Origin of the sequence: Parahaliea maris, assembly GCF_008064665.1 — a bacterium.
GTDB classification, from domain to species: domain Bacteria; phylum Pseudomonadota; class Gammaproteobacteria; order Pseudomonadales; family Halieaceae; genus Parahaliea; species Parahaliea maris.
Genome location: NZ_VRZA01000001.1, coordinates 809,772 through 831,775, shown reverse-complemented (window position 1 = coordinate 831,775; position 22,004 = coordinate 809,772). Strand labels below are relative to the sequence as shown.

Genomic DNA, 22,004 nt, shown 5'->3' with positions numbered 1-22,004 from the left:
GTGACGGAACTGGTGTGCAAGCGTCTCGGCGAGGTGGAGTACCTGCCGGTGTTCGAGGCGATGAAAACCTTCACTGATGAGCGCGACGGCAACACGCCGGATGAGCTCTGGTTGCTGCAGCACCCGCGCGTCTTCACCCAGGGGCGTGCGGGCAAGGCCGAGCACGTCCTGGCTCCCGGCGACATCCCGGTGGTGCAGGTGGACCGGGGCGGGCAGGTTACTTACCACGGCCCGGGGCAGTGGGTGATCTACCTCATGGTCGACGTCAAGCGCCGGGGCCTGGGGGTGCGTGCGCTGGTGGATGTGATCGAGCGGGCCATCGTCAAATTGCTGGCGGAGTACGGTATCGAGGCGGCACCCAAGCCCGAGGCCCCCGGAGTCTACGTTGGCGAGGGCAAGGCCGACAAGATAGCCTCCCTGGGATTGCGAATACGCAAGGGCTGCAGCTACCACGGCCTGTCCCTCAACGTAGACATGGACCTGGAGCCCTTCAGCCGGGTCAACCCCTGTGGTTACGAAGGCTTGCAGGTGACGTCCATGGCGCGCTGCCTGCCCGGGCAGGTGCTGGACATGGACGAAGTGGGAGAGCGCCTGCTCGCCACCCTGGCCAGCGAGCTGGACGCGGCGACTAACGCCTGACCGGGCGCTTCTGCAGCTTCCGTTGTAGCGTTCGGCGATGCATGCCCAGGGCCCGGGCGGTGGCGGAGACATTGCCCTCGTTGTCGTTCAGTACCCGTTGGATATGTTCCCATTCGAGTCGGTCCAGTGAAGTGGGCTGCTCTCTCGCCGCGCCGTTATCCGGCGCCTCCCCCGCAAAGGCTCGCAGAATCTCCTCGACCGTGGCTGGCTTGCACAGGTACTGGGTGGCTCCGGCCTTGATGGCCTCCACCGCAGTGGCAATGCTGGAATAACCGGTCAACACCACCAGGCTGGCGTCGGGTGCGGCGTCGAGTAGTCCCGGGAGCGCTGCCAGGCCGGGCATTTCCGGCATGTTCAGGTCGAGCAGAATGTGAGTGGGGCGAAAGTCGCGGCAGGCGGCGAGCGCCTGCTGACCATTGTGGCACTCCCGTGGTTCGAAGCCACGGCGGCGGAACCCACGGGCCATGACAGCGGAAAATACCTTGTCATCATCCACCAGCAGAATGCGTTTCGGCTCAGTCATCGATACTCCCTGGACTCTGGTTTAGCGGCAGGGCGAGCGTTGCCACCGTGCCCTGGTCACCGGCGGGGTCCAGCTGCAGCCGGCCGCCGTGGCGCTCCGCCGTCGCCCGGCTCAGTATCAGGCCGATGCCCAGCCCACCCTCGCGGTCAGTCCCTGCACTCAGCGATTCGCGAACCTCCTGTGGAGCGCCAGGGCCCCAGTCGCGGACCTCAATGCGGGCTTCCCGTTCATTCCAGTTGGTGGTGACCCTGATTTGCGGCGATCCGGTATCGGCGGCATTGTTCAACAGGTTTTCCAGTGCTTGTGGCAGGGTCTGGTCGTAGGCGATCTGCGGCTGCGGACCAGTGCCGGCCACGGCGGTACTGCAGGATACCCGCGGCCTCCGCGCGGCCCAGTGCTGTACCGTTGCCTCGACAAATTCAGCCACCGGCCGCTGCTGGCGCTTGCCGGCGGCGCTGGCTTCGGCAGTCTGGCTCAGGTCTGCGAGGATATGGCGACACTGCAGCAGCTGTTGCTGCAGCAGGGTGCAGTCCTCCCGCGCCGGGTCCGGCAGGCGTGGATCATCCAGCATTTCGTCCACCACCACGGTCATGGTGGACAGGGGGGTGCCCAGTTCGTGGGCGGTGCCGGCGGCCAGGCTGGCGACGGCGAGGATCTGGTCATGGCGCAGTCGTTGTTCCCGCTGGGCGGCCTGTCGCGTTTCCCGGGTACGCAGTTCTGCAGCCATGCGCACCACGAAATAGGTGATCAGGCCCACGCTGAAGAGGAAATTGAACCACATGCCCAGGCGATGGACACCGCCGCTGTCACCGTGTGCCATGCTGGCGTGGGGTGAGAACAGGGGGAAGGGCATCCGATAGTACAGCAGCGTGCTGTAGGCCAGCACCGAGGCCCCGGCGATCAGCCAGGTGAAGCGCCAGGGCAGCACCGCGGCAGCCACCACCACCGGCACAATGAAGTAGGAGACAAAGGGATTGTCGGCGCCTCCCGAGCAGTACATGAGCACTGTCCAGCCCACCACGTCCACCAGCAACTGGGCGAGAAACTCCCGGTGGCTGACCTGCCAGGGGCGCGCGCTCCGCCACAGGCTGGCGACGGTAATCGCGGCCAGCACCAGCAGGGAGGCCGCCAGTCCTGACACACTCTGGGTAGCGCGGTCGGTGTACAGTACCCAGGCCAGGACCCCCGCCTGGCCCAGCAGGGCAATCGCGCGGATCGCCAGCAGGCTGCGCAGGTTGGCGAGGGAGGGGGCAAAGGCCGGGGAGTGGGGTTCAGCGATCGGATTCACCGGCCAGAGTATACCCCTGCTTTGTGTCTGCTGGCCTGCGACACACTGCCGCACCGGAAGCGCGGGCAGGATTTATCCCGTCCTGCATAAAAAGCGTACAGCCTTGCGCCCGGTTGGGGCTACACTTTCAAGCAATGGATGATCTCGGCAAATTGCTCTACCTCGCTGGCGTCTCGGCTGATTACCTGGACTACCACGGCGTGCGCCGGGAAATCAGCCATGAGGATCGCCTGCGCGCACTGCGGGCGATGGGCGTGAACACGGAGGATACCGCCGCGGTCAGTGCGGCGGTCAATGCGCTGGATGCCGACCCCTGGCGGTTGCCGTTGCGCCCCTGGTACATCCTGTCGGCGGACGCCGCGACCGTCATCCTGCACAGTCACCCGGACAACCTGCAACAGCCGCTGGCCTGGCGTCTGGAACTGGAGGACGGCAGCGTCCGCCAGGGCAGCTGTCGGGCGGCGGATCTGTCGGCGGCGGGAGAGTATTTCCTCGACGGCCTGCGCTATACCGGACATCAGCTGGAACTGGGGGACGTGCCGCCGGGTTACCACCGGCTGGTACTCGATAGCGGCGAGACGCAGCACACCAGCGCGCTATTCGCCTGTCCCGCGCGAGCCCATGAAATCGATGGCGAGGAGCGCTTCTGGGGGGTGAGTTGCCAGTTGTACACCCTGCGCTCGGAGCGCAACTGGGGGGTGGGGGACTTCACCGACCTGCGCCAGCTGGTGCAGCGGCTGGCCGAGTTGGGGGCCGACCTGGTTGGGCTCAACCCGCTGCACGCGCCCTGCAGCGACAGTCCCGACGCCGCCAGCCCTTACAGCCCTTCCGATCGCCGCTTCCTCAACCCCGTCTACCTGGACCCCGAACAGATCGCCGACTGGCAGGAGTGTGAGCAGGCTGGAACCGTCCTGCTGGATGGCACTCGCATGGCCCGCCGCAACCGCCTGCACGACGCTGCGCTGGTGGATTATGACCGGGTCAACGCGCTCAAGTACGAATTGTTCGAGGTGCTTTACGCCAATTTCCGCCAGCGCCATCTGGGGTCCGACTCACTGCGGGCCCGGCAGTTTGCCGACTTCGTCGCCGAAGAGGGGGAGGGCCTGCAGCATTTTTCCCGCTATGAGATGGCCCACAACCCCTTCCCGCGGCGCTTTGGCAACGACCCGCGTTTCTTCCAGTATCTGCAGTGGCAGGCGCTGGCACAGCTGGCCCAGTGCCAGCAGGCTGCTGAGGCAGCGGGTATGCGCGTCGGCCTGATGCGCGACCTGGCGGTGGGAGCTGTGTCCCGCGGCAGCGAAGTTCGCCAGACCCGCGGCCTGTTCCTGCCGGAGGCCACGGTGGGTGCACCGCCGGACCCTCTCGGTCCGCTGGGGCAGGACTGGGGCCTGCCGGTGATCAACCCACTGCAGCTGAGGCAGCAGCAATTCGCCCACTTTATCGAGCTGTTGAGGCGCAATATGGATGGTGCCGGCGCCCTGCGCATCGATCACGCCATGGCGCTGATGCGGCTGTGGTGGTGCCTGCCGGAGAGCGATGATGGGCCGCGTTCGGGCCTGTACGTGTACTATCCGCGAGATGAGCTGATGGCGCTGCTGCGCCTGGAGAGCTGGCGTCATCGCTGCCTGGTGGTGGGGGAGGACCTCGGGGTCGTGCCCGATGATTTCCGCGCCGAAATGCACAGGGGCCATATCTACGGCAACCGGTTGCTGTACTTCGACACCCACCTGGACGGCCGCCATCGCCTGCCTGACGAGCAGGCCCCGGACACCCTGACCATGATCACCAACCACGACGTGCCAACCCTCGCCGACTGGTGGGCGGGTAGTGACCTCGAGCGCCGGGAGGTACTCGGGCTCTACCATCATCCCGGCGAACTGGCGCAGCAACTGGATGAGCGGCGGGGCCAGAAGCAGCGGCTGCTGGACTGGCTGGTCCAGAGCGGCAGTCTGCCGCCGGGGCAGGATCCCGACCAACCCTTCGACCTGGCGCTATGCCGCCTGATTCACACCACCTGTGCCCGCGGTCGGTCGCGCCTGCTGTTACTTCAGCTCGAGGACCTGCAACTGATGCGCGAGCCAGTCAACATACCGGGCACCTACCTGGAATATCCCAACTGGCGTCGCAAACAGGGCGTGGATACCGCTCGATTGCTCGCCGATCCGGCGGTGCTGGCACTGCTGGCGGATGTGGACCGGGAGCGCAAGGCGTGACTGAGGGGCAATCCGCTTCGCTCTCTGCGGCCGAGGTCGAGCGCCTGATCAACGGCGATCACAACGACCCCTTTGCCGTCCTCGGGCCACACTCAGACCCCGATGGCGATGGCCTCCAGGTCAGGGTGTTACTGCCCGGCGCGACCGCGGTGGATCTCCTGCATTCCGAGACCTCAGACTGCCTGCTGAGCCTGCAGCCGGTTCACCCCGCGGGCCTGTTTGAAGGGTACCTCGAGGGTCGGCAGCAGCCCTTTGCCTATCGACTGCGCGCCAGCTGGGGTCCCGCCCAGGCGGTGTTGCACGACCCTTACCGTTTCCCCGCCTGTCTCGCGCCAGAGCAGCTCTACTACCTGGCAGAGGGCACAGAGGAGTTTGCCTGGCGGCTGCTGGGGGCCAATACCCGGGTGGTCGACGGTGTGGCGGGCGTCCTGTTCGCGGTGTGGGCACCCAATGCCCGCCGGGTATCGGTGGTGGGTGACTTCAACGACTGGAACGGTTGCCGTCACCCGATGCGCCTCCACCCGAGCAGCGGAGTATGGGAGCTGTTTATCCCCGAGCTGCCGGACGGAACCCTGTACAAGTACGAAATTCTCGGTCCAAGGGGGGTGCTGCTGCCGCTCAAGGCCGATCCTTACGCGCGCGGAATGCAGCATCCCCCGCAGACCGCGTCCCGTGTCGTGGCGGAGGGGGCTTTTCAGTGGGGCGACGGTGCCTGGCTGGAGCGCCGGGCAGCAAACCACGCCGTGGCGCAGCCGATCAGTATTTACGAAGTGCACGCCGGTTCCTGGCGGCGGCGGGAGGCGGAGGGCAACCGCTACCTGAGCTATCTGGAGATGGCCGAAGAGCTGCTGCCCTACGTGCGCGAACAGGGCTTCACCCATATCCAGTTGATGCCGGTCAGCGAATACCCCTTCGACGGCTCATGGGGCTACCAGCCCCTGGGCCTCTACGCGCCGTCAATTCGCTTTGGCACGCCGGATGAATTCCGCCGTTTCGTCGACACCTGCCACGCCGAGGGGATCGGTGTGTTGCTGGATTGGGTGCCAGGGCATTTTCCCACTGATCCTCACGGTCTCGGCCGTTTTGACGGTACTGCCCTGTACGAACATGCGGACCGTCGCCAGGGATTTCACCCGGACTGGAATACCCTGATCTACAACTATGGTCGCGGCGAGGTAGTGAGCTACCTGATCAGCAATGCCAACTACTGGCTGGAAGAGTTTCACCTGGATGGGCTGCGGGTGGATGCGGTGGCCTCCATGCTGTACCTCGACTACAGCCGCCGCGAGGGCGAATGGATCGCCAACCTCCACGGCGGTCGCGAAAACCTCGAGGCAATCACTCTGCTGAAGGAAGTTAACCGGCGCATCTACGCGCGGCATCCGGGTGTCCTGATGGTGGCGGAAGAATCCACCGCCTGGCCGGGGGTGTCGCAACCGGTGGACAGCGGGGGGCTGGGTTTCGGGTTCAAGTGGAATATGGGCTGGATGAACGACTCCCTGCGTTACATGGAGCGTGACCCGGTACACCGGCGCTTCCACCACGACGAGATGACCTTTGGCATTGTCTACGCCTGGGACGAGAATTTTGTCCTGCCCCTGAGTCACGATGAGGTAGTTCACGGCAAGCGCTCGCTGCTGTTCAAGATGCCGGGAGATGACTGGCAGCAGTTTGCCAACCTGCGTGCCTTCCTGGCGTTCATGTGGGGCTACCCCGGCAAGAAACTGTTGTTCATGGGCGGGGAGTTCGCCCAGCGCCGGGAGTGGAACCACGACCGCGGCCTCGATTGGCACTTGCTGGAAGAGCCTGCGCACCGCGGGGTCCAGCAGCTGGTGCGCGATCTGAACGCGGTGTACCGGAGCCTGGCGGCACTGCATCGCCACGACTGCGAGGATGGCGGCTTCAACTGGCTGCAGGCCAACCAGCGCGACCTGTCGGTATTCGCCTGGTTGCGCTGGGGGGGCGAGGGGCAGCCGCCGGTACTGGTGATCGCCAATTTCACGCCGCGGGTGCACCACGGCTACTGTGTGGGGGCCCCGCTGTCCGGTTGGTACGAAGAGTGCATCAATTCCGACGCCAGTGCCTATGGTGGCAGTGGCCAGGGCAATCTCGGCGGGGCCCAAACCCTGCCGCAGCCGGCGGACGGTCAGCCCTGTTCCCTGCAGCTTACAGTGCCCCCCCTGGCCACCCTGATCCTGGTGCATCGCCCGGACAGGTAACAATCCAGTGAGGAATCCGGAGTGCCATGAAAGCGACCGCTGGTGATCCGCGCCCTTTGGGTGCAACCGCTGATGGTGCGGGCACCAATTTCGCGCTTTTTTCCGCGCATGCCGAGGCGGTCGAGCTGTGCGTTTACGATCCTGACGGTCGCGAGGAGCTGGCCCGCCTGCCGCTCCCGGAGCGCACCCACGATATCTGGCACGGCTATGTGCCAAAACTGAAGCCGGGCCACTGTTATGGCTACCGGGTTTACGGCCCCTACGACCCGCGCAGCGGCCATCGCTTCAACCCCAACAAACTCCTGCTGGACCCTTACGCCACTGCCCTGCAGGGTGGGTTCCGCTGGCACGATACCCACTTTGCCTACCAGACCGACCACGTCGAACAGGACCTGTCCTTCGACCGCCGGGACAACGCGGCGTACATGCCCAAGGGGGTGATCGCAGAGCCACTGGCCTGGTGCAACAATGCCGTGCGGCCGCTGACGCCCTGGCACAAGACGGTGTTGTATGAGGCCCACGTGAAGGGCTACACCCGCTGTCACCCGGACGTACCCGCTGCCCAGCAGGGTACTTTTACCGGCATGTCCCAGCCGGCTGTGATCGATTACCTGAAGGCTCTCGGGGTGACCAGCGTGGAGCTGCTGCCGGTACACGCTTTTATCGACGAGCATCCACTGCACCTGCGCGGCCTGCGCAACTATTGGGGCTACAATACGTTTTCCTTCTTTGCTCCTCACCCCGGTTATCTGGGTGGGCGGGGTCCCGAGGCCTTCCGCGAGATGGTGGCGCGCTTCCACGACGCCGGCCTCGAGGTCATTCTCGATGTGGTCTACAACCACACCTGCGAGGGCGGCCACCTCGGGCCGACCCTGAGCCTGCGCGGCATCGACAACCTGTCCTACTACCAGCTACTGCCCTCCGACCAGCGCTTCTACGTCAACGACACCGGGTGCGGCAATACCCTGAATATCGGCCACCCACGGGTGATGCAACTGGTGACCGACAGCCTGCGGTATTGGGCCGGGGCAATGGAAGTCGATGGTTTCCGGTTTGACCTGGCGACGGTACTCGGTCGCGGCGAGCGGGGTTTCGATCATCGCGCAGCGTTTTTCCAGGTGGTGTCGCAGGACCCGTTGTTGTCCTCGCGCAAACTGATTGCCGAACCCTGGGATGTAGGCCCCGGGGGTTACCAGCTGGGGCGCTTCCCGCCGGGCTGGAGCGAGTGGAATGACCGCTACCGGGACACGGTACGACGTTTCTGGCGGGGGGACTCCGGTCAGCTGCCGGAACTGGCGCGACGCCTGCACGGTTCCGGGGACATCTTCGAGCACGCCGGCCGCCGGCCCTATTCCAGTATCAACTTCATCACCAGTCACGACGGTTTTACCCTGCGCGACCTGGTGAGCTACAGCCAGCGTCATAACGAGGCCAACGGTGAGGACAACCAGGACGGACACCGGGAGAACCTGAGTGCAAACCAGGGGGTGGAAGGTCCCACCGAGGACCCGGAAATTGATAACCGGCGCTGGCGCATGCAGCGCAACTTCCTCGCTACCCTTGCGGTGTCCCAGGGCGTGCCGATGCTGCTGGCCGGAGACGAACTGGGGCGCAGCCAGGGCGGCAATAACAATGCCTACTGCCAGGACAATGCCATCAACTGGCTCGACTGGCCGGCGCTGGATGGCCATGGCCGCGCGCTGATTGCCTTTACCCGACGGCTGCTGGCCCTGCGTCACCAGTTTCCGGTGCTGCAGGCCAGTGCCTATCGGCATTTGCCCAACGATCCTCTCGACGACAGCATCCAGTGGCTCAACAGCGACGGCCAACTGATGCGCGAAGAACATTGGCACGAAACCAACAACCGGGTACTGGGCTATCTGCTGACCGAATACGCCGACGACGACCTCCCGGGGCCGCGTTACCTGCTGGTGCTGTTCAACGCCGGCGATACCGGCTGCCAGTTCTCCCTGCCGGCCGAGCCGGAGGGCCCCTGGTGGCTGTTCATCGACACCGCCGAGGCTGCGACCCCGGCGCCTGACCACCCCTCCAGCGGCGGCGACACCCTGCAACTGGCGGCTTCCTCCATCCAGATCCTGACCGCCGGCGCGGTGCCGACACTGGTTAGCGGTAACGACGAGCGAGTAATCCCCCTATGAACGCAGATTTCCTGGCGCACCACCCTCAATCCGGTATGAGCGAAGACCTGCAGCGCCACTATTCCCTGACGCTGGGGCGGGACGACCCCGGCTGCGCCCACTTCTATCTCTATCAGGCCTTGGTCCTGACGGTGCGCGACCGCCTGGTGGCCCAGTGGCGCGCCACCCGTGAGCGCTACGCGGGAGAAGATGTGAAGTGCATCAACTACCTGTCGCTGGAGTTCCTGATGGGGCGCAGCCTGAACAACGCCCTGCTCAACCTGGACCTGGAGTCGGCGGCCAGGTCGACCCTCTACGAGTGGGCCTGTGAACTCGAGGCGGTGGAGCAGGAAGAACTGGACGCCGGCCTCGGCAACGGGGGGCTCGGCCGCCTGGCCGCCTGTTTCCTCGACAGCTGTGCCAGCATGTCGTTGCCGGTGGTGGGTTACGGTCTCCGCTACGAATATGGCATGTTCCACCAGCGTATCGAGAATGGTTACCAGGTGGAGAGTCCTGATCGCTGGTTGCGCCACGGCAATCCCTGGGAATTCGAGTGTCCGGAAAACACCCGCATTATCCGCTTTGGGGGGCGCACCGAGTTCTATAACGACAGCACCGGTGCCCAGCGTGTGCGGTGGTGCGATACCCATGAGGTGCTGGCGGTTCCCTACGACCTGCCGATTCCCGGCTACCGTAACGGCACGGTGAATACCCTGCGCCTGTGGAGTGCAGCGGCGACCGATGAGTTTGACCTGGAAGAATTCAACGCCGGTGACTACACCGACGCTGTTGCCGCCAAGAACGAGGCGGAAAAAATCACCATGGTGCTCTATCCCAACGACGCCTCGGAGCAGGGCAAGGAGCTGCGCCTGCGTCAGCAGTACTTCCTGGCCTCGGCCAGCCTGCAGGACGTGCTGGAACGCTGGCAGTCGAAGTACGGCGATGACTTCTCCCGCTTTGCCGAGCTCAACGGCTTCCAGCTCAACGATACCCACCCCACCGTGGCGGTGCCGGAACTGATGCGTCTGCTGCTCGACGAACACGGCATGGGTTGGGACGAGGCCTGGGATATCACTACGCGGACCATGGCCTATACCAACCACACCCTGCTGCCGGAGGCGCTGGAAGTGTGGTCGGTGCGGCTGTTCGGTGAACTGTTGCCGCGCCTGCTGGAGATCATCTACGAGATCAATGCGCGCTTCCTGGCCGAGGTTGCCGATTGCTGGCCTGGTGACTGCGAGCGCCAGCGCCGCATGTCGATTATCCAGGAGGGCGGGGAGCCGGCGGTGCGCATGGCCTACCTGGGTATTGTTGGCAGCCATTCCGTCAACGGGGTGGCCGCCCTGCACACGGAGTTGCTCAAACAGGGCCTGTTCCGCGACTTTCACGAACTCACGCCGGCCAAGTTCAACAACAAGACCAACGGCGTAACCCCCAGGCGCTGGCTGGCACACTGTAACCCGAGGTTGCAGGCACTGCTCGACGAGAGCATCGGCAGCGACTGGATTCGCGATCTGAACCAGTTGGAAAAACTGGCGCCGCTGGCCACCGATGTGGCTTTTACTGAAAAGTTCGCCGAGGTCAAACGCGCCAACAAGCGTGACCTGGTGGAGCTGGTGCAGCGGGAGTGCGGTATCGAGTTCGGCCTCGACATGATGTTTGATGTACAGGTCAAGCGCATCCACGAGTACAAGCGCCAGCTCCTCAACGTGATGCACGTCATTCACCTGTACGACCGGGTACTGCGCGGCGACACCGTCGGCCTGCATCCGCGCTGTGTGCTGATCGGCGGCAAGGCGGCGCCGGGGTACGCGATGGCCAAGCGCATCATCAAGCTGATCAACAACGTCGCCACCGTGGTCAATCGCGACCCGCGGCTGCGAGACTGGTTGCGGGTGGCCTTCATTCCGGACTATCGGGTCTCGGTCATGGAGGTGATCTGCCCGGGCACCGACCTGTCGGAACAGATATCCACGGCCGGCAAGGAGGCCTCCGGTACCGGCAACATGAAGTTCATGATGAATGGGGCTGTCACCATCGGCACCCTGGACGGTGCCAATATCGAAATCCGCGACGCGGTGGGTGAAGACAACTTCTTCCTGTTTGGCCTCACCGCCAGCGAGGTCGATGTGACACGGCAGAACTATGCGCCAGCAGCTATCATTGAACAGGACGAGGCGTTGTCACGCGTGATGCAGCTTCTGGATAGCGGCCATTTCAATCTACTGGAGGGTGGTATCTTCGAGCCGATCTGCCAGGCCATTCGCAGCCCTACCGACCCGTGGATGACGGCGGCAGACTTCCGCAGCTATATCGAGGCGCAGCGCCAGGCCGATGCCAGTTTCGCCGACAGTGCCTGCTGGGGACGCATGAGTATACTGAACACCGCATACAGTGGCCGCTTCTCGAGCGACCGCACGATTGCGCAATATCGCGATGACATCTGGCACACCCGGGGCGTGTGACATCGCCCGGATCACTGAGGTAGCAGTATAAGGGGAACCCCTCCTATGGAAGATCAGAACCCGCGTTATGTAAGCCGGCTGACCAAGAACACCGTGGCCCTGGTATTGGCCGGGGGACGCGGCTCGCGACTGTACGAGCTGACCGGCTGGCGAGCCAAACCGGCGCTCTATTTCGGCGGTAAATACCGGATCATTGATTTTCCCCTGTCCAACTGTGTCAATTCCGGCATTCGAAGAATCGGTGTCCTCACCCAGTACAAGGCCCACTCGCTGGTGCGTCACCTGATGCGGGGCTGGAGTCATTTCCGCAAGGAGCTCGGCGAGTTCGTGGAAGTCCTGCCCGCCTCACAGCGCTACTCGGAGGACTGGTATCAGGGCACTGCGGATTCCATTTACCAGAATCTCGACATCATTCGCGCTGAAAGCCCCGATTACGTGTTGATCCTCTCTGGCGATCACGTCTACAAGATGGATTACGGCCCGATGCTGGTGGATCACGTGGAATCGGGCGCCGATCTGACCGTATGCTGCCTCGAGGTACCGGTTGAGGAGGCGGCCAACGCGTTCGGCGTACTGCAGGTGGATGAAAACAACCGGGTGCTGGCGTTCCAGGAGAAACCCGCCGAGCCGGCTGAGATCCCGGGCAAGCCCGGCCTGACCCTGGCCTCCATGGGCAACTACATCTTCAATACCGATTTCCTGTTCGAGCGCCTGATAGAGGACGCAGAGGATATCCAGTCTTCCCACGACTTCGGCAATGACATTATCCCGTCCCTGATCGAGGGGGCCGAGGTCCACGCCTATCCCTTTCGCGACATTGAGACCGGGGGCATGGCTTACTGGCGGGATGTCGGAACGCTGGACTCCTTCTGGCAGGCAAACATGGAGTTGATCGAGACCTCGCCGCGTCTCAACCTCTACGAAAAGGACTGGCCGCTGTGGACCTACCAGGAGCAGTTGCCGCCGGCGAAATTCGTGTTCGACCGCAGTGACCGCCGGGGGATGGCGGTGGACTCGATGGTGTCCGGCGGCTGTATTGTCTCCGGCAGTCACGTGAGCAAATCGGTACTGTTCTCCAACGTACGGATCAATTCCTATTGTGAAATTGATCACTCGGTAATCCTGCCAGAGGCCGAGATCGGACGGAATTGCCGCATCCGCAACGCCATTATCGATCGGGCCTGTGTCATTCCCAAGGGCTCCGTAATTGGGCATGATGCCGAACAGGACCGGGCCAACGGCTTCCGGGTGACCGACAGCGGACTGGTGTTGGTGACACGCGGAATGCTGGGTCAGCCCGAAGGATCAGCCTGAACCACAGGCCTGAACAAGCATACAGAACCAGAAGCAAGAGCAGCATGCCGACCAATCGAGTATCAACCCGGCCCTTCGAGGGCCAGAAACCCGGAACTTCAGGGCTGCGCAAGAAAGTCAGCGAGTTTCAGCAGCCTGGCTACCTGGAGAATTTCGTCCAGGCGATCTTCAACGCCCTGCCTCCCGGCGGCGGACGTGCCCTGGTGGTAGGGGGAGATGGTCGCTACTACAACCGCGAGGCGATCCAGACCATTATCCGTATGGCAGCGGCCAATGGCTGTCAGCGCATGTGGATTGGTCGCGGCGGCCTGCTGTCGACGCCCGCCGTCTCCTGTCTTATTCGCAAGTTTGGTGCCGAGGGCGGGATCGTGCTCTCGGCCAGCCACAATCCCGGGGGCCCGGAGGGTGATTTCGGCATCAAGTTCAACGGTACCAACGGTGGTCCGGCCACCGAGGCAGTGACTGCCGCCATCTATCAGGCGAGCCTGCAACTGGACCACTACCTCACTTGCGACAGCGAGGATGTATCGCTGGATCGCCTGGGCGACTCCATGGTCGAGGACATGGTGGTCAGCGTGATCGACCCCGTGGCCGACTACGCCGAGCTGATGGAAAGTCTGTTCGACTTTCCGGCCCTGTCCCAACTGCTACAGCACAAGCGGTTCCGCATTTGTTTCGACGCCATGCACGCGGTCACCGGCCCCTACGCCAAGGCCATCCTCGAGGAGCGTCTCGGAGCACCCGAGGGCACGGTGATCAATGCCGAGCCCCTGCCTGATTTCGGCGGTGGCCACCCGGACCCCAACCTGGTGCACGCGGCGGAACTGGTGGCGCGCATGAACGGCGACGAACCGTTTGCTTTCGGTGCCGCTTCCGATGGCGACGGCGACCGCAACATGGTGCTTGGCACCGGTTTTTACATCAATCCCTGCGATTCCCTGGCAGTGCTGACCGCCAATCTCCACCTGTTGCCCGGTTATCGCGACGGTGTGGCCGGCGTCGCTCGCTCCATGCCCACCAGTCGCGCAGTGGATCGGGTGGCGAAGGCCAAGGGCATTCCCTGTTACGAAACCCCCACCGGCTGGAAGTTCTTCGGTAACCTGATGGATGACGGCCGTATCACCCTTTGTGGCGAGGAGAGTTTTGGTACCGGCTCCAGCCATGTGCGGGAGAAGGACGGCCTGTGGGCGGTGCTTTGCTGGCTCAATATCATCGCTTCCCGGCAACAGCCCGCCCGGGCCATTGTCCGTTCACACTGGCAGCGTTTCGGGCGCGACTATTTCAGCCGCCACGACTACGAGGAGGTCGACGCCGTTGCCGCCAACCAGCTGATGGACCAGCTCCGGGGCAGCCTCACTTCGCTGCCCGGGCAGCGCTTTGGTGAGCACGTGGTAGCCAGCGCCGACGACTTCAGTTACACCGACCCCGTCGATGGCAGCGTCAGTGAGGGGCAGGGCTTGCGCGTGCTGTTCGAGGACGATGCCCGGATAGTGTTCCGACTCTCTGGCACCGGTACCGCCGGAGCCACCCTGCGGGTTTACTACGACCGCCCCCAGCGCGATCCGGCTCGGCTGGAACTGGATACCCAGCGCACTTTGGCGAGCCTGTTTGCCGCTGCCGATGAAATGGCCGGTATCAGCCGCCACACCGGGCGCTCGACCCCTGACGTGATTACCTGAACCAGGTATCTGCTGCATGCATGTGCTGATGGTGGCCGCGGAGAACGGTGCCCTGCCCGGCGGTAAGGTGGGTGGCATGGGCGACGTCTTGCGCGACGTGCCGGAGGCACTGGCGCAGCTCGGCCACGAGGTCTCGGTGCTCACCCCGGGCTACCAGTCTTTTTCCCGTCTGCCGGGGGCCCAGCGACGGGCGGTGGTCAACCTCACCTTTGGTGACCGCCTGGAACAGGTTGAGCTGTTCCGGCTGCCGCAACGCCCCGGCGCGCCGGGCGTGGCCGATTGGGCACTGGAGCATCCGCTGTTTGCCGCTGCCGGAGCCGGCCGGATTTACAGTGACGATCCGCCGGATCGCCCCTTTGCCACCGACGCTACCCGCTTTGCCCTGTTCTGCGCGGCAGTGGTGCAGGTGTTGGCCGGTCAGCGCCTGTCCCGGCCCGATGTGGTTCACCTCCACGACTGGCACACGGCGCTGGTCGGGCTGCTGATCGCCAGCGCGCCGTCCGCCAAAGCGCTGGCCGGCACCCGGCTGGTGTACACCATCCACAACTTGGCCCTGCAGGGGATACGCCCCTTCGCCGGTGACGATTCCTCCCTCGAAGCCTGGTTCCCGGGGCTGACGCCAGACCGGGAGGCGATCTGTGACCCGCGCTACCCGGACTGCCTGAACCTCATGCGTGCCGGGATCAACCTCTGCCACAAGGTGCACACGGTTTCCCCGACCTACGCCCGGGAAATCCAGCAGCCCGCCGCCGGAGACAGTGGCGGGGCAGGCCTGGAACAGGACCTGCAGCGCGCGGCGCAGGAGGGGCGCCTGGAGGGCATTATCAACGGCTGCACCTATCCGGACGCGGGTGGCGAAGCGGTACCCTTCGCCGACTGGCCGGCGCGGATACGCCCTGAAGTACTGCGTTGGATGGGTGCTTCAGCCACAGTGAGTACCGCCGATTTCCTGGCCCTGCACCGCCTCGATGGCTGGGAGGCAGCTCCGCCACCGCCACCGGCATTGATGGCTACCTCGGTGGGTCGCCTGACGACCCAGAAGGTGAGCCTGTTGTTGCAGGCGCAGCAGGATGGCCGCACGGCGTTGGCCCATGTGCTGGACCGGTTGGGGGATGATGGCCTGCTGGTCGTTCTGGGAAGCGGAGATCCGGCGTTGGAGCAGGCGTTTACGCAGCAGGCGGCCACTAGCGAGCGCCTGCTGTTTTTGCGTGGTTATTCCGAGGCCCTGTCGAACCTGCTCTACGCCAGTGGCGATTTATTCCTGATGCCAAGCAGTTTCGAGCCCTGTGGCATCAGCCAGATGCTGGCCATGCGAGCCGGGCAGCCCTGCCTGGTGCACGCCGTTGGCGGGCTGGCAGACACGGTGGAGGATGGCAGGACCGGTTTCAGCTTTGCGGGCGAAGACCCCCAGGCCCAGTCACAGGCCATGCTGCAGTGCCTGGATGAAGCCCTGGCCCTGCACCGCAAACCGCGGAGCTGGCGCGCCCTGTGCAAACGGGCAGCGGCAGTGCGCTTCCCCTGGGACGAGGTGGCCCGGGCCTACGAGGCGCAGCTTTACCGCTGAGCTATTTGCGCCGGCTGCCGCCGTAGCTCAGGGCTATTCAGGCCGGCTGTCGCCGTAGCTTAGGGCTATTCGGGCCGGCTGTCGCCGTAGCTTAGGGCTATTCGGGCCGGCTGTCGCCGTAGCTGTGCCAGTGGCCCTCGTCGAAGTAGACACCGTGTTTAGCGGCGCAGGACGTTTCCGGGTCTTCCCCGACCTGTCCTGTAGCCCCGGACTTGTAGTTAGCGGTGCGAATGCACAGCTTCATCGCCTCGTCGTTGGCCTCCAGCTTCTGCTGGTAGTTGGGATGGGCACGCGCCTGGTAGGGCCCGCTCCAGTACCAGTAACAGACAGCCGCCAGCAGGCCGGCGGTGACGATCTTTTGCAACATCCTGTTCTCTCCCCTGATCCCCCCGGGAATTGTAGCGGGTTTGTTTCCAGCTGCGAGCCACAATCGGGTGAGTTCCTGCGCCCGGGCGGGAAAGTGCGTATAATCCGCGGGTTTTTTAACCGGTCAGACCCATGCCAGAACTCCGTAGAGACATCGCCGCGCGCCGCACCTTCGCGATTATTTCGCACCCGGACGCCGGTAAGACCACCATTACCGAGAAGCTCCTGCTGCTCGGCCAGGCCATCCAGGTGGCGGGCAGTGTCAAGGGCAAGAAAGGCCCCCATGCCACCTCCGACTGGATGAGCATGGAGCAGGAGCGGGGCATTTCCGTGACCTCCTCGGTCATGCAGTTTCCCTACCACAACCGCACCGTGAACCTGCTGGACACCCCCGGGCACGAGGATTTCTCCGAGGATACCTACCGCACCCTCACCGCCGTGGATTCGGCGCTGATGGTGATCGATGGCGCCAAGGGTGTGGAGGACCGCACCATCAAGCTGATGAACGTCTGCCGCCTGCGTGACACCCCGATCTTCAGCTTCGTCAACAAGATGGACCGCGACATCCGCGACCCCATCGAGTTGCTGGACGAGATCGAGGAAGTACTCGCCATCCAGGGCGCGCCGATCAACTGGCCCATCGGCATGGGCAGCCTGTTCAAGGGCGTGTACAACCTGTACACCGACACCATCCACATCTACACCCCGGGCCAGGGCGCCGTGCTGCCCGATGACAAGCGCATCGAGGGCCTCGAGTCCGACGCCGCCCGGGAGCTGCTGGGGGATGACTACGACAATTTCGTCGAGGAAATCGAGCTGGTGCGCGGCGCCAGCCACGAATTCGACCTGGAACTGTTCCTGGCGGGCAAGCTGAGCCCCGTGTTTTTCGGTACTGCACTGTCCAATTTCGGCGTGCGCGAGATGCTGGACGACTTCGTCGAGTGGGCCCCGCCGCCCCAGGACCGCGAGTCCACCAGCCGCCACGTGGCTGCGACCGAGGATAAGTTCAGCGGCTTCGTGTTCAAGATCCAGGCCAATATGGACCCCCGCCACCGGGATCGTATCGCCTTCATGCGCGTGTGTTCCGGCCGCTACAGCAAGGGCATGAAAATGCGCCATACCCGGATCGGCAAGGATGTGAAAATCGCCGACGCGGTGACCTTCAAGGCCGGAGAACGGGTACTGGTGGAAAACGCGGTATCCGGCGACATTATCGGCCTGCACAATCACGGCACGATCCAGATTGGTGACACGTTCACCGAGGGTGAGGATCTGCAGTTCACCGGTATTCCCCACTTCGCCCCGGAACTGTTCCGGCGCATCCGCCTGAAGGACCCAATGAAGTCGAAGCAGCTGCAGAAGGGCTTGCAGCAGCTGTCGGAGGAGGGCTCGACCCAGGTGTTCGCCCCCATCAGTTCAACGGACCTGATTGTCGGTGCGGTGGGCCAGCTCCAGTTCGAGGTGGTGTCCTATCGCCTGAAGGACGAGTACAAGGTGGAAGCGATCTACGAACCCATCAGTGTCTACACGGCGCGCTGGGTACACTGCGACGATCCACGCAAGCTGGAGGAGTTCCGCAAGAAGGCCGCGGACCAGCTCTCCATCGACGGCGGCGGTCACCTGACCTACCTGGCGCCGACGCGGGTGAACCTGTCGCTGATGCAAGAGCGTTGGCCGGATATCGAGTTCAGGGCGACGCGGGAGCATTAGAGCTGGAAGGGCGAAGGGTTTGGGCGTGTCGTGACAGAGGACTGGAGGGGTGTCCTCCCGGACACGCTGCAAGTACGTCCATGTACGCTCCTAATCGGCATCCATGCCTCATAGGGTCCGTACGGACACCCCTCCAGCCCTCTGTCCCTCTGCCAGTCCCGGCGCGAGATTCTATGTCCGCCAGGGCGATAGCACGAGTTTCGGTAAAACGAGAGTCCGGGTCACGGCACTCGTTGGTGGGATTTGCTACTTTCGCGCGGGGGTAAGCTCCCAATTCGCCGAGCGGTATCGGTTGGTCGGGGCACCCGGACGGACTCTCTGAGACATGGATGTCGAAGAGAAGCGTACATGGATGTATTCACAGCGTGTCCGGGAGGGTGCCCCGACCAGCCGAGGCCGCGACACACGAGTATTTCAGGATGGTGGATAGCCGTGGAATATACTCAAACCCGAAACTACGCCAACATCCCCTCAATATCCCGCGCAATTTCCTCCGGCTTGGTCTTCGGCGCATAACGCTTGATCACCTTGCCCGAAGTATCCACCAGGAACTTCGTGAAATTCCACTTGATGCCCTGGGAGCCCAACATCCCCGGCGCTTCCTTCTTCAGGTGCTTGAACAGCGGGTCCGCGTCGTCGCCGTTGACCTCGATCTTGCCGAACATCGGAAAGCTGACCCCGTAATTGAGCTGGCAGAACTCCATGATCTCGTCGTTACTGCCCGGGTCCTGCTTGCCGAACTGATTGCAGGGGAAGCCGAGGATCTCCAGCCCGCGATCGCGGAACTGCTGGTAGAGTTTTTCCAGACCCTCGAACTGGGGAGTGAAGCCGCACTTGGAGGCCGTGTTGACCACCAGCAGGACCTTGCCCTCGTAGTCAGACAGGGATTTTGGCTCGCCGGAGGGCGAGGCGCAGGTGAAGCCGTAGACAGAGTCGCTCATGATATTCCCCTTTAGTTGTTATGACCTTCGGCCATTATGCACTGGGCACAGTTACGGCTAAAGCGGGACTTTGGATCAGCAGCAGTCGGCCGTGATGGCCGGGGGAGGGTGGTGCCTGGGGCGCCGGAGAGCGCCCCGCACGAGTGGTCAGGCAGCCTGTAGCTGTACCTGTTGTACCAGCATGGCGACGCGCTTGCGCTGCATCTTCAGGGAGTACTCCAGTTCCTTGAACTTGGTGCGCAGGGCAGCGGTTTCCCACTTCTTGAGCAGGGCGGCCTTGCGCTCCTCGATGGCGCCTTCCAGTTCCGCGACCTTGCGCTCATAGCGCTCCGCCTGCAGGGCCTTCCACTGGTTTACCGACTCGGTGAACAGCTGGTACTCGCGCTCCAGGCTGGCGAGCAGGGGTTCACTGTTGTCGGCCCGGGCCAGTTTGCGGCGGGCGCGCTCGAACTGGGTGTCGAGGATGGCGCGCTGGATCTTGAAGTTCGGTACACGGCTCAGGTTGCTGGCCAGGCCGAGGCGTGAGCACAGGTTGATCATCCACTTGGTGGGATCCCACTGGTACCAGCGGATACCGTTGCGGTAGTCCTTCTGGAAGATGTGGTGATAGTTGTGGTAACCCTCGCCGTAGGTGAGGAAGGCCAGGAAGCCGTTGTCCCGGGCGCTGTTGGTCTCGGTGTAGGGGCGGCTGCCCCAGTAGTGCGCCAGCGAGTTGATAAAGAAGGTCACATGGTGATTGACGATCAGGCGCAGCAGGCCCACCAGCAGTACGGTGCCGATCACATCGCCGTGCCAGATGCCCAGCAGCAGCGGCAGGCCCACGTTCATGAACACGGTCAGGGCCACGTAGTGGTTATGCTGGAACATCACGATCGGGTCACGCTGCAGGTCGCGGGCGTTGCTGAAGTCCGGTTCGTGGTTTTTGTACTGGCGCAGCATCCAGCCCATGTGGCTGAACCACAGGCCGCGGCTGGCGGAGTAGGGGTCCAGGTGATCGTCATCCACGTGGCGGTGGTGTCGGCGGTGATCTGAGGACCAGATCAGGATGCTGTTCTGCAGGGCGCCGGCACCCCAGAGGGCGAAGAACCACTTCAGGGCCGGGTGGGCGTCGAAGGACTTGTGCGCCCAGAGGCGGTGGTAGCCGCCGGTGATCGACATGCCGTTCAGGTACAGGAAGGCCAGCGCCCACAGCCACTGGAAGCTGTCGTAACCGTGGTAGATGCCCCACAGGGGTACCAGGATCAGGGCGGCCAGGGGCAGACCCACGAAAATGGCGACATTGACACGGTTAAGGGGCGGTTTGGTGTTGGGGGTGCTCATTGCGGAGGCAAACCTCGGCTATATCTCGGGGGCAAATGGTAACCAAATGGCGGGCTAATGTCTCCCGCGTCAACATCCAGTGTGGCAGCTCAAACGCGCCAGAGCCATGACTTTCGGCGCCACGCAGCGCGGCCCGCGTTGGCCGCCGTTTTGCAGTATCATGCACCCTCGCTGCGGGCCCCGGCGTCCGCTATGTTCATCGTCTCCACCACTGAGGAACTACATGACCCAGGCGAAGTTCACCCGGGGCTCCACCATGCGCCACGTACTGGCCATGACCGCTGCGGCTGCGACCGGCCTGATCGCCATGTTCGGCGTCGACCTGGTGGACATGTACTTCCTCACCCTGCTGGACGACCACTCCCTGGTGGCGGCGGTGGGTTACGCCGGTACCCTCATCTATTTCCTGGTGTCGGTGAGTATCGGCCTGCAGATCGCCCTGGGCGCACTCGTCGCGCGTGCCGAGGGCGCCCACCAGCGCGATCTTGCCGGCCGCTATTGCAGTAACGGCCTGTGGTTCAGCGTGGCGGTATCCACGGTCATCAGCCTGGTGGCCTGGTTCTACCTGCGCGAGTTGCTGCTCCTGCTGGGTGCCCACGGGCCCGCTCTCGAATATGCGGTGAGTTACGGCGGTATCCTGCTGCCGAACATTCCGGTGATGGTGCTGGGCATGAGCGCCGCCGCCGGGGTGCGCGCCATCGGCGATGCCCGTCGCTCCATGTGGGCGACCCTGATTGGCTCTGCCGTCAATGCCGCACTGGACCCGATCTTTATCTTTGGCTTTGGTTGGGGGCTGGAGGGCGCTGCCCTGGCCTCTGTTGTCAGTCGCTGGGCGGTGCTGGTGGTGGCCTGGCGCGCGCTGGTCCATGTGCACCACCTGCCGCGGCCCAGCACCCTCACCGAATTTCGGGCCGACCTCCGGCCGCTGCTGGCCATTGCCGGCCCCGCGGTGCTCACCAACCTGGCCACGCCGATTGGCAACAGCTTCGTCCTGCGCACCATGTCCCAGTTCGGTGACGGCGCTGTGGCCGGGGCTGCCATCCTCGGCCGCATCACGCCGGTGGCCTTTGCCGCGGTGTTTGCGCTCTCCGGGGCGGTAGGGCCGATCATCGGCCAGAATGCTGGCGCGGGGCTTTACGACCGCGTACGCGAAACCCTGGTGAACGCCCTGCTGTTCAATGCCGGTTATGTGGTGCTGGTCTGGATCCTGCTGTGGACCGGCAGCGAACTGATTGTCTCGGCCTTCTCCGCCGAGCCCGCGGCGGCGGAATTGATCCTGTTGTACTGCCACATGCTGGTGTGGGCCTTCTTCTTCAATGGCAGCCTGTTCGTGGCCAATGCCAGCTTCAACAACCTGCATCACCCCCACTGGGCCACGGCGTTCAATTTCGGCAAGGTCTTGCTGGGAATCGTACCCGCGGTGTACTTCGGTGCCCGCTGGTACGGCGCCCCGGGTGTGCTCGCGGGGGAGGCGTTGGGGATGGCGGTGTTCGGCTTGCTGGGGACCAGTGCATCCTTCGCGCTGGTCAACCGGTTGCAGCGAGACTACGTGCCTCTGGCATCACCCGGGACCGTGCACCCCTCGGCCGGGCGCCCCTCGGCCGGGCACTCCTGAGCCGGGCGCC

At 63.9% G+C, this 22,004-nt stretch carries 15 protein-coding genes; 10 read left to right on the top strand and 5 right to left on the bottom strand.

Features of this window, described 5'->3' with window-relative positions; all coding sequences use genetic code 11:
* Entirely contained in the window at window positions 1-639 is a 639-nt protein-coding gene (lipB, locus tag FV139_RS03665; protein ID WP_148066859.1) for a lipoyl(octanoyl) transferase LipB, read from the top strand.
* Here lipB and FV139_RS03660 read toward each other — a convergent pair.
* Together FV139_RS03660 and FV139_RS03655 are read right to left on the bottom strand one after the other, a co-directional pair.
* On the bottom strand, window positions 629-1,162 hold the full coding sequence (locus tag FV139_RS03660) for a response regulator transcription factor (RefSeq protein ID WP_148066858.1): 534 nt from the start codon (window positions 1,160-1,162) through the stop codon (window positions 629-631). The two genes, lipB and FV139_RS03660, sit on opposite strands and share 11 nt — an antisense overlap.
* Complete coding sequence (locus tag FV139_RS03655; RefSeq protein ID WP_148066857.1) at window positions 1,155-2,450, bottom strand: ATP-binding protein; 1,296 nt, start codon at window positions 2,448-2,450, stop codon at window positions 1,155-1,157. Before FV139_RS03655 ends, FV139_RS03660 begins: the two co-directional genes overlap by 8 nt.
* Window positions 2,451-2,584: 134 nt before the next feature.
* Here FV139_RS03655 and malQ point away from each other — a divergent pair, with 134 nt between their 5' ends.
* The 7 genes from malQ to FV139_RS03620 are packed head-to-tail and all read left to right on the top strand — an operon-like array spanning window position 2,585 to window position 16,042.
* Window positions 2,585-4,663, top strand: a complete 2,079-nt coding sequence (gene malQ / locus FV139_RS03650) for a 4-alpha-glucanotransferase (RefSeq protein ID WP_148066856.1) — start codon at window positions 2,585-2,587, stop codon at window positions 4,661-4,663.
* The gene (gene glgB / locus FV139_RS03645) at window positions 4,660-6,882 is read left to right on the top strand and encodes a 1,4-alpha-glucan branching protein GlgB (protein ID WP_148066855.1); all 2,223 of its coding nucleotides are present in this window, start codon (window positions 4,660-4,662) and stop codon (window positions 6,880-6,882) included. The genes malQ and glgB overlap by 4 nt, the downstream gene beginning before the upstream one ends.
* 26 nt (window positions 6,883-6,908) lie before the next feature.
* Window positions 6,909-9,041, top strand: a complete 2,133-nt coding sequence (gene glgX / locus FV139_RS03640; protein ID WP_148066854.1) for a glycogen debranching protein GlgX — start codon at window positions 6,909-6,911, stop codon at window positions 9,039-9,041.
* Window positions 9,038-11,485 carry a glycogen/starch/alpha-glucan phosphorylase gene (locus FV139_RS03635; protein ID WP_148066853.1) on the top strand — a complete coding sequence of 816 codons (2,448 nt, stop codon included), beginning with the start codon at window positions 9,038-9,040 and terminating at the stop codon, window positions 11,483-11,485. The genes glgX and FV139_RS03635 overlap by 4 nt, the downstream gene beginning before the upstream one ends.
* A 45-nt stretch (window positions 11,486-11,530) precedes the next feature.
* A complete protein-coding gene (gene glgC, locus FV139_RS03630) occupies window positions 11,531-12,799 on the top strand; it encodes a glucose-1-phosphate adenylyltransferase (protein WP_148066852.1) in 1,269 nt (422 codons plus the stop codon).
* A 44-nt stretch (window positions 12,800-12,843) separates the two neighbouring features.
* Window positions 12,844-14,478 (top strand): alpha-D-glucose phosphate-specific phosphoglucomutase, encoded by a 1,635-nt coding sequence (locus FV139_RS03625; protein ID WP_148066851.1) that lies wholly within the window; start codon window positions 12,844-12,846, stop codon window positions 14,476-14,478.
* A 16-nt stretch (window positions 14,479-14,494) separates the two neighbouring features.
* Complete coding sequence (locus tag FV139_RS03620; protein WP_148066850.1) at window positions 14,495-16,042, top strand: glycogen synthase; 1,548 nt, start codon at window positions 14,495-14,497, stop codon at window positions 16,040-16,042.
* Between the two features lie 97 nt (window positions 16,043-16,139).
* Here FV139_RS03620 and FV139_RS03615 read toward each other — a convergent pair whose 3' ends face one another.
* Window positions 16,140-16,409: a hypothetical protein gene (locus FV139_RS03615; RefSeq protein WP_148066849.1), complete on the bottom strand. Its 270-nt coding sequence runs from the start codon at window positions 16,407-16,409 to the stop codon at window positions 16,140-16,142.
* A 131-nt stretch (window positions 16,410-16,540) separates the two neighbouring features.
* On the opposite strand from FV139_RS03615, the gene FV139_RS03610 reads away from it, so the two are divergent.
* On the top strand, window positions 16,541-18,118 hold the full coding sequence (locus tag FV139_RS03610; protein WP_148066848.1) for a peptide chain release factor 3: 1,578 nt from the start codon (window positions 16,541-16,543) through the stop codon (window positions 18,116-18,118).
* 455 nt (window positions 18,119-18,573) lie between these two features.
* Here the strand turns inward: FV139_RS03610 and FV139_RS03605 are convergent, their stop codons facing one another.
* Complete coding sequence (locus tag FV139_RS03605; RefSeq protein ID WP_148066847.1) at window positions 18,574-19,059, bottom strand: glutathione peroxidase; 486 nt, start codon at window positions 19,057-19,059, stop codon at window positions 18,574-18,576.
* Between the two features lie 147 nt (window positions 19,060-19,206).
* Window positions 19,207-20,379 (bottom strand): acyl-CoA desaturase, encoded by a 1,173-nt coding sequence (locus FV139_RS03600; RefSeq protein WP_148066846.1) that lies wholly within the window; start codon window positions 20,377-20,379, stop codon window positions 19,207-19,209.
* A 223-nt stretch (window positions 20,380-20,602) separates the two neighbouring features.
* Here FV139_RS03600 and FV139_RS03595 point away from each other — a divergent pair, with 223 nt between their 5' ends.
* Window positions 20,603-21,994, top strand: coding sequence for an MATE family efflux transporter (locus FV139_RS03595; protein ID WP_148066845.1), 1,392 nt, complete (start codon window positions 20,603-20,605; stop codon window positions 21,992-21,994).
* Window positions 21,995-22,004 lie beyond the last annotated feature (10 nt).

Excerpts from the sequence above, each read along its gene's own strand:
- FV139_RS03660 (WP_148066858.1), bottom strand. The coding sequence starts at position 1,162 with ATGACTGAGCCGAAACGCATTCTGCTGGTGGATGATGACAAGGTATTT.
- malQ (WP_148066856.1), top strand. The coding sequence starts at position 2,585 with ATGGATGATCTCGGCAAATTGCTCTACCTCGCTGGCGTCTCGGCTGAT.
- glgX (WP_148066854.1), top strand. The coding sequence starts at position 6,909 with ATGAAAGCGACCGCTGGTGATCCGCGCCCTTTGGGTGCAACCGCTGAT.
- FV139_RS03635 (WP_148066853.1), top strand. The coding sequence starts at position 9,038 with ATGAACGCAGATTTCCTGGCGCACCACCCTCAATCCGGTATGAGCGAA.
- glgC (WP_148066852.1), top strand. The coding sequence starts at position 11,531 with ATGGAAGATCAGAACCCGCGTTATGTAAGCCGGCTGACCAAGAACACC.
- FV139_RS03625 (WP_148066851.1), top strand. The coding sequence starts at position 12,844 with ATGCCGACCAATCGAGTATCAACCCGGCCCTTCGAGGGCCAGAAACCC.
- FV139_RS03620 (WP_148066850.1), top strand. The coding sequence starts at position 14,495 with ATGCATGTGCTGATGGTGGCCGCGGAGAACGGTGCCCTGCCCGGCGGT.
- FV139_RS03615 (WP_148066849.1), bottom strand. The coding sequence starts at position 16,409 with ATGTTGCAAAAGATCGTCACCGCCGGCCTGCTGGCGGCTGTCTGTTAC.
- FV139_RS03610 (WP_148066848.1), top strand. The coding sequence starts at position 16,541 with ATGCCAGAACTCCGTAGAGACATCGCCGCGCGCCGCACCTTCGCGATT.
- FV139_RS03605 (WP_148066847.1), bottom strand. The coding sequence starts at position 19,059 with ATGAGCGACTCTGTCTACGGCTTCACCTGCGCCTCGCCCTCCGGCGAG.
- FV139_RS03600 (WP_148066846.1), bottom strand. The coding sequence starts at position 20,379 with ATGAGCACCCCCAACACCAAACCGCCCCTTAACCGTGTCAATGTCGCC.
- FV139_RS03595 (WP_148066845.1), top strand. The coding sequence starts at position 20,603 with ATGACCCAGGCGAAGTTCACCCGGGGCTCCACCATGCGCCACGTACTG.